The organism is Mesorhizobium sp. B2-5-13 (genome assembly GCF_006440535.1).
Classification (GTDB): Bacteria; Pseudomonadota; Alphaproteobacteria; order Rhizobiales; family Rhizobiaceae; genus Mesorhizobium; species Mesorhizobium salmacidum.
This window is the reverse complement of sequence record NZ_VFUI01000001.1, coordinates 302,178-314,724: the sequence shown is the minus strand read 5'-3', so window position 1 is coordinate 314,724 and position 12,547 is coordinate 302,178. Positions and strand designations below refer to the sequence as shown.

The window sequence follows — 12,547 nt, the reverse complement described above, 5'->3', positions numbered from 1 at the left end:
TTCGACCTTACTGGGATCGGGCTCGTTTGCGCCCGAATGACATCATGGCTCGTTTCAAGATCGATTTGCGCGCCAGCGCCTTTCGTAGCGTTCTTGGGTTCACGCTCATACATTGGCGGCGTCAGCCCTGGCGGCTCTCGCTGATCATGGGCGGTTTCCTGCTGTCGACGCTGGCCGACGTGCTGACACCGCTCTATTCCGGCCGGCTGGTCGACGCCGTCGCCAGCAGCGCCGGCGCGGACGCCATTGCCTGGAATGCAGCGATGACGGCATTCTTGATTCTGATGGCGCTGGCGCTCACCGGGGTCGTGCTGCGCAACCTTGCCTTCATGGGTATCGTTGAGTTGACACTCAAGATGATGGCCGACATCGCGGCCGACGCCTTCCATCGCGTTCAGCGCTTTTCGACCGATTGGCATGCCAACAGTTTTGCCGGCTCGACCGTGCGCAAGGTGACGCGCGGCATGTGGGCGCTCGACCTGCTGAACGACACCATCCTGATCGCGCTGCTGCCGTCCGTTGTCATGCTCGCCGGCTCGACGCTGCTGCTCGGCTGGTTCTGGCCGCTGATGGGCGTGGTCGTCGCAGCCGGCTCGGTGCTGTTCATCACGGTGACGGCGATGCTGTCGCTCGGCTATGTCGCGCCGGCGGCAAGGCTCGCCAACACCTGGGACACGCGTCTCGGTGGTTCGCTGGCCGACGCGGTGAGCTGCAACGCCGTGGTCAAGGGCTTTGGCGCCGAGGAGCGCGAGGAGCGCCGCCTCGCCAGGGTGGTTGCCAAATGGCGCGCCCGCACACGGCGCACCTGGGTGCGCGGCACCATCAACGGCACCACGCAAGGGGCGCTGCTGCTGGTCATGCGCGCCGCGGTGATCGGCCTGGCGCTGATGCTGTGGTCGTGGGGGCAGGCGAGCGCCGGCGATGTCGCCTTTGTGCTGACCTCGTTCTTCGTGCTGCAAGGCTATTTGCGCGATATCGGCACGCATATCCGCAATTTGCAGCGTTCAATCAACGACATGGAGGAATTGGTCGATTTCCAGTCGGAACCGCTCGGGATCGAAGATCGGCCCGGCGCCGGACCGATTGCCATCACGCAGGGTCACATTGCCCTCGACAACGTCACCTTCCACTACGGCAATCACCGGTCGCCGCTCTACCGCGGCTTTTCGGTCGACATCGCGCCAGGCGAACGTGTCGGGCTCGTCGGTCACTCGGGTTCGGGCAAGACGACATTCGTTAAGCTCATCCAGCGGCTCTATGACGTTAACGCGGGAAAGATCGTGATCGATGGCCAGGATATCTCTCAGGTCGCCCAGGCGTCGCTGCGCGGCCAGATCGCCATCGTCCAGCAGGAACCGATCCTGTTCCACCGTTCGCTGGCCGAAAACATCGCCTATAGCAGGCCAAGCGCCAGCCAGGAGGAGATCGAGCATGCCGCCAGGCTGGCGAGCGCGCACGACTTCATCGCCAACCTGCCGAAGGGCTATGGCACGCTGGTTGGCGAGCGTGGCGTGAAACTGTCGGGCGGCGAGCGCCAGCGCGTGGCCATCGCCCGCGCTTTCCTGGCCGATGCGCGCATCCTGATCCTGGACGAGGCGACGTCGAGCCTCGATTCGGAATCCGAGGTGCTGATCCAGCAGGCGATGGAACGGCTTATGGTCGGCCGCACGACGCTGGTCATCGCGCATCGGCTTTCGACGGTGAGGGCACTCGACAGGCTGCTGGTCTTCGATCGCGGCAAGATCGTCGAGGAAGGCTCGCATGACGAGTTGATCCGCCTGAAGGGCGGCATCTACCGCCGCCTGTTCGAGCGCCAGGCGCTGGAGCTGACCAAGGGCCTCGTCGACTGACCTGAGATGGCCTCCGGCTTTGGCCGGAGGCCATCCGGAGTGCCTATCACTTGGCGTATGCTGGCTGAGCGAACCTGCCAGTGAAGCCCTTTTCAGACATCGATTTGCGACGTCTGTTTACGTTACCGACCGAAATTCGTTTCTCTACTTTTGGTTGTTGTATACCAAAGAAGCAATCTAAGCGGTCTCACAATGCGTCTTGATTCCGAAACTACCGGTGTGGAAAAGGTGGCTGCGCCATCGGTGCTGGAATCTCAGCACGGCTCGGTTCGGCCGCTTGCCGCCGAAGATCTCGAGCGCGTCGCCGCACTCTTCCTGACGAAGTTTCGCCGGCGTCGGCGTCACCTCCTCGATCGCGCGATCGCGGAAACGGCGGAGTATATGGGGAAGATCTATCTTGACCCTGCCGGCCAGTCCGGTGAGAGCAACGCTCTTGTCCAGATCAACCCGCAGGGCGATCTAGGTGGGTTCCTTGGCGTCCTGAAAGCCCGTTACGAGCTCAACGGAGCGACATTGAATGCGGCGATCATCGGTCCGTTCATGGCCGACCCTGGCGCCGATCACGGCTCGGCCGGACCGCAATTGCTGCGTGCCTTGCATCAAGGCGAATTCGATCTGCAGCTGACCGATTCGGCCAACCGGGTATCTCTGGCCTTCGCTCGTCCGATGAAATACCAACTCCTGCCGGTCCATTGTTTGGGATGGACCTATGTTTTCCGGCCGGCCGCGATGGCCGCCGCCGCATTGCACCGCAAATGGCCTCGCCTGCCTCGCCTGGCACTCGATCCCTGCGCGAGAGCATTCGACGTTCTCGCGAAACGAAGGTTCGAACCGCCCGTCCAGCATTTATCGTCGCAACGGGTCCATGCCGAGCCGATCAATGCCGGGCAATTTGCAGAGCGGCTGCCGACCCTCCTGTCCGATTATGCCCTTCGCCCGAGTTGGAAGGATGGCGAACTGCCCCGGCTGCTCGCACTGGCGACTGAGAAGCGGGCCAACGGCCCCCTTCATTTCGGCGGGACTTACGACGCGACGGGCAAAATGCTCGGTTGCTACGCCTTCTACGGTCAAGCCGGCGACATAGCGATCCTGTTGCAAATCCAGGCTTCCGGACACCACTGGGGCGCGACGCTGGAAGGCCTTGTCGCGGCTGCGCGGGATATGGGCTGCGTGGGTATCACCGGACAGACCCAGAGCAGGTTCATGCCTCACCTCTTCGGCTACAGGAATCTCTTCTTCCGTTATGCCGGGGGGACGATGGTCCGCTCGCGAATCCCCGATGTCACGGAAGCGGTCCGCTCCGGCGACATCGCTATCGGCGGGTTGATGGGCGACCGCTGGACCCGCCTCAGTTCCGACGACTTCGGCCGCTGATCGTCTTCAACGACCTTTTCGTCGACTCCGCCGGTTGGCTGCACCCTCTTATGGCGGTGCCGCCAGGCTGGCCGCCGCCATCCGCCGCTTGAGGCTGCCCGGCACGGTCTTTTCATTCCAGTCGCCATGTTCTATGTCTGCGGCACGGCGCGGGGGCGCGTCTTGTCAATCACAAAGGCATACGGTACGCCCCGCTCATGACAGTTACCGTTCGTTTCGCCCCGTCACCAACCGGCCGCATCCATATCGGCAATGCGCGCACAGCTCTGTTCAACTGGCTGTTTGCCCTCAACAACAAGGGCCGCTTCATCCAGCGCTTCGACGACACCGACATCGCCCGCTCGAAGCAGGAATTCGCCGACGCCATCCTCTACGACCTGCACTGGCTGGGCATCTTCCCGGATGTCACTGATTATCAGTCGCGGCGCTTCGAAGTCTATGACGCTGCGGTCGAGCGGCTGAAGGCGGCGGGTGTTCTCTACGCCTGCTATGAAACGCCGGAAGAACTCGACCTCAGGCGCAAGGTGCGCCGCACGCGAGGCCTGCCGCCGGTCTATGGCCGCGAGGCATTGGCGCTGACGACAGAGCAGGTGGCCGAATATCAGGCCGACGGGCGCCGGCCCCATTGGCGTTTCCTGCTGCCCAATTTCTCCAGCGATCCGCGGCAGCCGGAGCGCACCGAGATCCACTGGGACGATCTGGTGCGTGGCGAGGAGACGGTGGATCTGGCTTCGCTGTCCGATCCGGTGCTGGTGCGTGAGGATGGCACCTATCTCTACACGCTGCCCTCCGTTGTCGACGACATCGAGATGGGCGTCAGCCACGTCATCCGCGGCGACGATCATGTCACGAACACCGGCGTGCAGATCGCTCTGTTCAAGGCGCTGGGTGCCGAGCCGCCGGTCTTCGGCCACCACAATCTCCTGACCACCGTCTCGGGCGAGGGGCTGTCGAAGCGCACCGGCGCACTTTCCATCGAGAGCCTGCGCGAAGACGGCATCGAGCCGATGGCCGTCGCTTCGCTGGCGGTGCTGGTCGGCACGTCGGAGAATGTCGCGGCCGCGCATGACCTGGCCGAACTTGCCGGCCATTTCGATCCGGCCGCGACCTCGAAATCGTCGTCCAAGTTCGATCCGGCCGAACTGTTCGTGCTCAACCGGGTGCTGCTGCAGCGTATGCCGTTCGACGAGGCGCGGGACCGGCTGATGGTGCTGGGTATTTCAGGCGAACACGCCGAACCGTTCTGGCTGGCGGTGCGCGGCAATATCGACCGGTTGGCCGATGCGGTTGCCTGGTGGCGTGTCCTGCGCGAAGGGCCGCAGGAGAAGCCCGAGTTTTCCGATGACGACCGCGATTTTCTGCATCAGGCACTCGATCTCCTGCCTGAGGAACCGTGGAACGGGACGGTCTGGAAGGATTGGACCGGCAAGATCAGGGAAGCGACCGGCCGCAAGGGCAAGGCGCTGTTCATGCCGCTCAGGCTTGCCCTTACTGGACTGCCTTCGGGGCCGGAGCTTGCAGATCTATTGCCGCTGATGGGTCGGGAAGGAACGATGGCCCGACGACCCTGACCTTGCGCTGTTCCGGAGGCAGGGCCGAAACCGGCGATGCCACCGGCTTGGCCGAAAGGCGCTTGATGGCTTCACGGTCGAGTCCGCCGTCTCTATTGGCCAGGGTCTCGGGGTCGGCACCCGGATCAGGCTTCGAGGCCGGAATAGTCGGCGCCGCATCCGGTTCGGGCTGTGATTGTTGCTGACTTGGCGGGTTGCCGCCAATGATCTGGAAATTCTGTGCGGCATTGCAGCCGCAAGCGGGCGGCCGCGACATGTTGGGCTGTTTGTAGAGATAGGCGGTTGACAATTCGCCATAGGGCCTGCCGGTGACCGATGACGTCATCGATGCCGAATCGTCGTCCATGCCGCGCGAATAGAAAACCTGCATCTCGGTGCCGGGGCAGGCCGATTCGCAATTCTTCTGGTCGCGCTCGAAATCGCCGGCCGAGGCGGCGTTCGACATGGGGAAGAAATAGCCATCGCAGGTGCGGACGCAACTGGTGTGGAATTCGCCGCCGCTGCTCGCAACGTCCGGAATGCCGGGCTGGTTGAGGACGCGGCTGACGTCGCGTTCCTCGCCGGAATCGTCAGGCTGGTCCAACGTATCGATCTGCCGGTTGCCGCCGCCGAAAAGCTGATCGAAGAGATTGGCATTGGCCCCATCTTCACGATTGGCTTCCTGCGGAGGCGCGCGGCGGGGTGCCACTGCATCGTCACGGCAGTCATTGGCATCGAGCGCCGCCAGAATACGGCCCCGGTCGCGGCGTGAACCGCCGCCGCCGGCGAGTTGGGCACGCTTGGCCTGCAGACTGTCGAGATTGGCATTCATGCGCTCGATAGTGGCGTTCAGCCTGGAACACTGGTTGATGTTGCGCGAAAACAGCGAGAACCCACAGCCGGCACTGTTCGCCTGGCCGCGAGCCTTCGAGATCTGTTCGCGCTGCCTTTCGATCGCGGCGTCGTATTTCCGGACCAGTGCCGGGCCGCCGCCACCGCCGCGTGAGGCCGCGGCGAGATCGGCCTCCAGTTGACGGCAGACCCGTGAAGCGGCCTGCGGCTCGCCGACCGCTGCGCCGGACAGCAGAAGGCCAAGCAGCACGGCAGCATGGGCCTGCTTCAAACCTCCGCTTGCCATCCGCCTCGATCCCGCTTGCCTCTGGTCGCCAAGGCTAACCCGTTCGCGGTTAATCGTCCATTTCGGAAGTCAGTCCAGATTGGCGATCGCCTGCGCCTTGTGCGCGGCTTCGACCACCGCCAGCGCCGTCATGTTAACGACGCCGCGCGAGGTCACCGAGGGCGTCAATATGTGCGCCGGCTTGTCGGTGCCGAGGAGGATGGGGCCGACATGCAGGGCATCCATCATGGCCCGCAGCGCCGTCAGCGTGATGTTGGCCGAATCGAGGTTCGGGAACACCAGGAGATTGGCTTCGCCCTTCAGACGCGAATGCGGATAGACGCGCTGGCGCAGATGCTCCGACAAAGCGGAATCGGCATGCATTTCGCCGTCGCACTGCAGCTCCGGCGCGATGCGCGCCAGAATGGCCGCTGCCTGACGCATCTTCAGCGCGCTCGGCGAATCACGCGAGCCGAAATCCGAATGCGACAGCAGTGCCGCCTTCGGCTCGATGCCGAAACGCTGGATTTCTTCCGCCGCCAGCACGGTCATCTCGGCGATTTCGTCGGCCGTGGGGTCGACGGAGACGTGAGTGTCGGTAAGGAAGATGATGCCGCGCTGCGAGATCAGCATGGAAAGGGTCGACAGATCCCGGTCCTTGATGCCGGTGCGCGGCCCAATGATTAGCGTCACGTTGCGCAGATGCCGCTCGAAACGGCCTTCGAGGCCACAGACCATGGCATCGGCGTCGCCGCGCTTCAGCGCCAACGCCGCGATCACCGTGTTGTCGGTGCGCACCATGGTACGCGCGGCCTCTGTCGTCACGCCGCGGCGGCCGGCGAGTTCGATCAGGAGGTCGACATAGTGGCGGTAGCGCGGATCGTCCTCCGGGTTGATCAAGCCGAAATCGACACCGGGCTTGATGCGCAGGCCATAACGCTTCAGCCTGACCTCGATGACGTGCGGGCGGCCGATCAGGATCGGCTCGGCGATACCTTCCTCAAGCACAACCTGGGCGGCACGCAGGACACGCTCGTCCTCGCCGTCGGCGTAGATGACGCGTTTGGCGCTCGAGGACTTGGCGGAGGAGAACACCGGCTTCATCACCAGACCGGAGCGGAAGACGAAGCGATTGAGCTTGTCGATATAGGCGGCGAAGTCCGTGATCGGCCGTGTCGCCACACCGGTGTCGCAGGCTGCCTTGGCGACGGCCGGCGCGATGCGCAGGATGAGACGCGGGTCGAAGGGCGAGGGGATCAGGAATTCGGGTCCGAAGATCGGCGTTTCGCCCGAATAGGCGCGCGCGGCGACATCGGAAGGTTCTTCGCGGGCAAGGGCGGCGATCGCCCGCACCGCCGCCATCTTCATCTCCTCATTGATGGCGCTGGCGCCGCAGTCGAGCGCTCCCCTGAAGATATAGGGGAAGCAAAGCACGTTATTGACCTGATTGGGAAAATCGGACCGGCCCGTGCAGATCATGGCGTCCGGACGCGCCGCGCGCGCCACTTCCGGCATGATCTCCGGATTGGGATTGGCAAGCGCCAGGATCAACGGCTTCGCCGCCATGTGTTGCAGCAGCTCCGGCTTCAGCACACCGGCGGCCGAGAGGCCGAGAAAGACATCGGCGCCCGCTATGACGTCGGCGAGCGTGCGCGCCTCTGTGTCTTTTACATAAGGGTCTTTCCAGCGGTCCATCTCGTCGACACGACCCTTGTAGGCGACGCCGAAACGGTCGGTGACCCAGATGTTCTCGACGCGCACGCCGAGCGAAACGAGCAGATTGAGGCAGGCAAGGGCGGCAGCACCTGCGCCGGAAGTGACGACCTTGATGTCCGAAATGGTCTTGCCGGCGAATTCCAGCCCATTGAGCACGGCGGCGGCGACGATGATGGCGGTGCCGTGCTGGTCGTCATGGAACACCGGTATGCTCATGCGAGCTTTCAGGCGTTCTTCGACTTCAAAACACTCCGGCGCCTTGATGTCCTCGAGGTTGATGCCACCAAAAGTCGGTTCCAGCGCGGCGACGGTTTCGACCATGCGCTCGATTTCCGGCGCGTCGATCTCGATGTCGAAGACGTCGATGCCGGCGAACTTCTTGAACAGGACCGCCTTGCCCTCCATCACCGGCTTGGAGGCCAGCGGCCCGATATTGCCTAGGCCGAGCACGGCCGAGCCGTTCGACACGACGCCGACCAGGTTGGCGCGCGCCGTGTAGTCGGCGGCAGTCGCCGGATCGTCGCGAATCTCCAGGCAAGGGGCGGCGACGCCGGGCGAATAAGCGAGCGCCAGGTCGCGCTGGTTGCCGAGTGGCTTGGTGGCCTGGATCTCGAGCTTTCCCGGCGTCGGGTGCTTATGGAAGTAGAGGGCGGCTTCGTCGAGGTCCGAACGTGCCGTTTTCTTGTTCTCGCCTTCCATGCGGCCGCTCCTCCAAACCTGCTTCGAGAGTCCTTTTAGCATGAGGCCAAGATTTTTCGCGACGCTAATTGACGCGCCGGAAGCTTTAAATGCCGGCGCGGGAAAATCCAATAATTCTCAGATGGTTACGGTTGTTTCATGCGAAATCAGGTTGCCCTGCTTCGCAGGTCAAAAGGCGCTGACGTAGAGACCGCCGTCGACGGGTATGTTCTGCCCGGTCAGATAGCCGGCGTGGACAGAGCACAGGAAGGCGCAGATCTGGCCGAATTCCTCCGGAGTGCCGAGCCGCTTGGCCGGTACGTCGGCACTGATGCGGGTCTTGCGCGCCGCGGCCGCCTTGGGATCCTCTGGCGTGCCGGCCTCATGCGGGCCGCGCAGCCGGTCGGTATCGAGCTTGCCCGGCAGCAGGCTGTTGATAGTGACGTTGCGCTCGATCACCGTGCGCGCCACGCCGGCGAGGAACGACGTCAGGCCGGCGCGCGCACCAGATGACAGGTCAAGGCCGGGGATGGGGACATAGACCGACAGCGAGGTGATGTTGACGATGCGCCCGAAGCCGCGCGCCGCCATGCCGTCGATGACCGCCTGCACCAGTTCGATCGGTGTCACCATGTTCTGGGTAACGCCTTCGAGGATCTTTCCACGATCGAGCTCGCGGAAATCGCGAAGCGGCGGCCCGCCATTGTTGTTGACGAGGATGTCGGGTTCCGGACAGGCGGCGAGCAACGCTTTCTGTACCTCCGGCTTCGAAACGTCGCCGACGACCTCCGTCACCATCACACCATGGCGCTGGCGCAGCTCCGCGGCGGTTTTGGCGACCAGCTCCGCATTGCGCCCATTGACGACGATGTCGCAGCCTGCCTCGCCCAGCGCCATGGCGCAGCCACGACCAAGCCCCTTGCTCGAAGCGCAGACGATGGCCTTCTTTCCGCGGATACCGAGATCCATGATGATTTTCTCCTTGATTTGCCCGGCAGGCTAGCGCCAGCGCTGGACCAATCGCAACCGTCATACGGTTGTTGCATGAATCGGGGCATAGGCTGCTCGAACGCAAGGGTGAATCCGCGATGCCAGGCCAAGAGCCCCGCACTTTCCGCAGCATGTTCATTTCCGACGTCCATCTCGGATCGAAGGCGGCGAAGGCTGATTTCCTGATCGATTTCCTTCGCTACCACGATGCCGACATCATCTATCTGGTCGGCGATATCGTCGACGGCTGGCGCCTGAGGCGCAGCTGGCACTGGCCGCAAAGCCACAATGACGTCGTGCAGAAACTGCTGCGCAAGGCGCGCAAGGGCGCCTCGATCACCTATATCGCCGGCAATCACGACGAATTCGCCCGCCAGTTCCAGGGCGTGCATTTCGGCGGCATCGTCGTTGCCGACCGCGCCATCCACGAAACCGCCGATGGCCGGCGACTGCTGGTCATCCATGGCGACCAGTTCGATACCGTCGTCCACAACCAGCGTTGGCTCGCCTATCTCGGCGACCATGCCTATGACGCTGCCATGCAGGTTAACCGGGTGATCACGCGGTTGCGCCAACTGCTCGGCCTGCCTTACTGGTCGTTTTCGTCCTGGGCCAAGGTCAAGGTCAAGAAGGCGGTGAACTTCATCGGCTCGTTCCAGACGGTGCTCAGCGAGGAAGCGCGACGCTCGCATGTCGACGGCGTCATCTGCGGGCACATCCACCATGCCGCCATCGAAAGCTATGGCGACGTGCAGTATATCAACACCGGTGACTGGGTGGAGAGTTGCACCGCCGTGGTCGAGCATTTCGACGGCCGCATGGAAATCCTGACCTGGGCGCATATCCTGCCTGAAGCGCCTGATGAACCCTTCATCCCGATGCTCATCGAGGACAGGGTGGTGCAGGCCGCCTGAGGCGGAAGCCGGACCTGCACTTTCTGGTGTTAATCGGCTGGTCCAGCCGGTTTCGCCCGGTTTTTCCTCATGTTAAGGATCGGTTCTCGCTGCTCGCCGGTCGTTGAGCGCAGCGTCATTGGATCGATTCATGCTGCTGCCGCCGCTTTCGCCCGAACAACTCGTGAAGCCGGGCCGTTTTGAGCTGCGCATGAGCCTGATCTTCGGCACGCTGTTCATATCGCTTGGCATCCATTTGCCCTATTTCCCGCTTTGGTTGCAGGCCAAGGGATTTCACGCCGAACAGATCGCCGTCATCCTGGCAGCGCCGATGTTCCTGCGCGTGCTGACGACGCCGCTGCTGACGACACTTGCCGATCGAGCCAGGGACCGCGCCGACGTCTATGTCGTACTGGTCGCGGCCTCGCTGCTGCTCTCCGCGGGGTACTTCCTGACACCGACCTACGCGACGGTGCTGGCGGTGTCGTTGTTGCTGACCGTTGTCTGGACGCCGCATTCGCCGATCGCCGATTCGCTCGCGCTTTCGGGCGTGCGCCGCTTCGGTTCCAATTATGCGAGCATGCGTAAATGGGGGTCGGTCTGCTATCTCCTGGCCAATGTCGCAGGCGGCTTCATTCTGGCGGCCAGCGGCCCTCAAGCCGTTCCGGTGATCATATTCCTTGCCCTTGGCGCGGCGCTCGCCGCAGGCCTGCTGGCGCCGCGCATGGGGCGGCCGCGCAAAGCCTCGCCACTGTCGGCGGCGGAAATCCAGCACGCGGCGCCGGGGCTATTTAATGCTTATTTCCTCTATTTCACGCTTGGCGTCGGCATCATCACCGCCAGCCATGCCTTCCTTTACGGCTTCGTCTCGATCTACTGGAAATCGATAGGCATCAGCGATTCCGTCGTCGGCCTGCTGTGGGCTTGGGGCGTCGTCTCCGAAGTCTGCATGTTTTTGTTGTTCAATCGCATTTTCGCCTCCGTATCCGTCGTCCGGGTAATGCTCATTGCCGGCATCGGTTCGATCGTGCGTTGGTTCGCCTTTCCGCTGGTATGGCCGCTCGGCCTTGGCGTCGGCGGGTTCTTCGCCGTGCAGTCGCTGCATTCGGTGTCTGTCGCGATGGTGCTGATCGGCCTGCAGAAGATGATCGCCGAAACCGTGTCCGAAGAGCGCACGGGTGCCGCGCAAGGCATCGCCTATTTTTTCAACGGTTTCTTCATGGCCGCCGTCACGCTTGCGTCCGGTCCGCTCTATGACCGTCTGGGCGTCGACGGGTTCCTTGCGATGATCCCGATCGCGATCATTGGCCTCGTGCTGATCGGGCTTGCCGCGCGCTCAGCCCCACAGCGCCCGGTCCGGCGGTGAGACGAGCGATCCCTGGTAAACGAGGCCCGGCACACGGTCCCGGGCAAGCAGGAGCGGCCCGTCGAGGTCGACGAAATCGGCTCCTTGCGCAAGCAGCACAGCCGGCGCCATTGCCAGCGACGTGCCGACCATGCAGCCGACCATGACGCCAAAGCCCAGTTCACGGGCGCGGTCGCGCAAGGTGAGCGCCGCCGTCAGCCCGCCGGACTTGTCGAGCTTGATGTTGACGGCGTCGTAGAGACCGACAAGCGCTTCGAGGTTCCCCGCTTCATGAACGCTTTCGTCGGCGCAGACCGGCACCGGATGCGCGATGTGGCGCAGGATGCCGTCCCGGCCCGCCGGCAGCGGCTGTTCGATCAGGGCGATGTCCTGTTCGCCGGCAAAGGCGAAGTTCGCGACAATGTTGTCGTCGGTCCAACCTTCATTGGCATCAAGGATCAGTCGGCTCTCGGGTGCTGCCTGTCTCACCGCCCGGATGCGGGCGATGTCGTTGTCGCCGCCGATCTTGACCTTGAGCAGCGGCCTGCCGGCATTGGCGCGAGCCTGCGCCGCCATCGCTTCCGGTTCGCCGAGCGACAGCGTGTAGGCGGTTTCGAGCTGACGCAACGGGGCCGGCCAGATTGCGTTCGCCACCGGATTGCCGCTGATCTTGGCTTCAAGGTCCCAAAGGGCACAGTCTATGGCGTTACGCCCCGCCCCAGCAGGCATTGCGTCGAGCAGGGCGGTGCGGTCCATCCCGCTGGCGATCCGGTCGCGCATCGCCTCAATAGCATCGCGAACACCCTCCATCGTCTCGCCATAGCGCTTATAAGGAACACATTCGCCGCGCCCGACATGGCCACCCTGGCTGATCGTGCACGTGATTACCTCGGCCTCGGTCTTGGAGCCGCGCGAAATGGTGAAGGTTCCGGCGATCGGAAACCGCTCGGCCTCGACCGAAATGACACGCGCCATATTTTTCTGCTCCGGCTATGCGAGAAGGGTTGTCGGCAAATCGACAAGGTCGGACCCAT

9 protein-coding genes are annotated in these 12,547 nt (G+C 63.4%); 5 read left to right on the top strand and 4 right to left on the bottom strand.

Translation table 11 applies throughout. From position 1 onward, the window contains the following. Positions 1–44: 44 nt before the first annotated feature. From FJ434_RS01575 to FJ434_RS01565, 3 genes are all read left to right on the top strand, one after another. Positions 45–1,850: an ABC transporter ATP-binding protein gene (locus FJ434_RS01575; RefSeq protein WP_140750108.1), complete on the top strand. Its 1,806-nt coding sequence runs from the start codon at positions 45–47 to the stop codon at positions 1,848–1,850. Between the two features lie 192 nt (positions 1,851–2,042). Beyond that, entirely contained in the window at positions 2,043–3,224 is a 1,182-nt protein-coding gene (locus FJ434_RS01570) for a hypothetical protein (protein ID WP_140750110.1), read from the top strand. Between the two features lie 197 nt (positions 3,225–3,421). Then, positions 3,422–4,795, top strand: coding sequence for a glutamate--tRNA ligase (locus FJ434_RS01565; RefSeq protein ID WP_140503639.1), 1,374 nt, complete (start codon positions 3,422–3,424; stop codon positions 4,793–4,795). Here the strand turns inward: FJ434_RS01565 and FJ434_RS01560 are convergent. The 3 genes from FJ434_RS01560 to FJ434_RS01550 form a co-directional block, all read right to left on the bottom strand. Next, the gene (locus FJ434_RS01560; RefSeq protein WP_140750112.1) at positions 4,713–5,912 is read right to left on the bottom strand and encodes a DUF2865 domain-containing protein; all 1,200 of its coding nucleotides are present in this window, start codon (positions 5,910–5,912) and stop codon (positions 4,713–4,715) included. The two genes, FJ434_RS01565 and FJ434_RS01560, sit on opposite strands and share 83 nt — an antisense overlap. A gap of 69 nt (positions 5,913–5,981) precedes the next feature. Then, positions 5,982–8,306 carry an NADP-dependent malic enzyme gene (locus FJ434_RS01555; RefSeq protein ID WP_140503643.1) on the bottom strand — a complete coding sequence of 775 codons (2,325 nt, stop codon included), beginning with the start codon at positions 8,304–8,306 and terminating at the stop codon, positions 5,982–5,984. Positions 8,307–8,474: 168 nt separating this feature from the next. Continuing rightward, a complete protein-coding gene (locus FJ434_RS01550; RefSeq protein ID WP_140750114.1) occupies positions 8,475–9,254 on the bottom strand; it encodes an SDR family oxidoreductase in 780 nt (259 codons plus the stop codon). Between the two features lie 152 nt (positions 9,255–9,406). Here FJ434_RS01550 and FJ434_RS01545 point away from each other — a divergent pair, with 152 nt between their 5' ends. Then, positions 9,407–10,189 (top strand): UDP-2,3-diacylglucosamine diphosphatase, encoded by a 783-nt coding sequence (locus tag FJ434_RS01545; RefSeq protein WP_032936358.1) that lies wholly within the window; start codon positions 9,407–9,409, stop codon positions 10,187–10,189. A 130-nt stretch (positions 10,190–10,319) separates the two neighbouring features. After that, on the top strand, positions 10,320–11,534 hold the full coding sequence (locus tag FJ434_RS01540) for an MFS transporter (protein ID WP_140750116.1): 1,215 nt from the start codon (positions 10,320–10,322) through the stop codon (positions 11,532–11,534). Here the strand turns inward: FJ434_RS01540 and dgcA are convergent. Beyond that, positions 11,505–12,488 (bottom strand): N-acetyl-D-Glu racemase DgcA, encoded by a 984-nt coding sequence (dgcA, locus tag FJ434_RS01535; RefSeq protein ID WP_140750118.1) that lies wholly within the window; start codon positions 12,486–12,488, stop codon positions 11,505–11,507. The genes FJ434_RS01540 and dgcA overlap by 30 nt on opposite strands. Between the last annotated feature and the right edge of the window lie 59 nt (positions 12,489–12,547).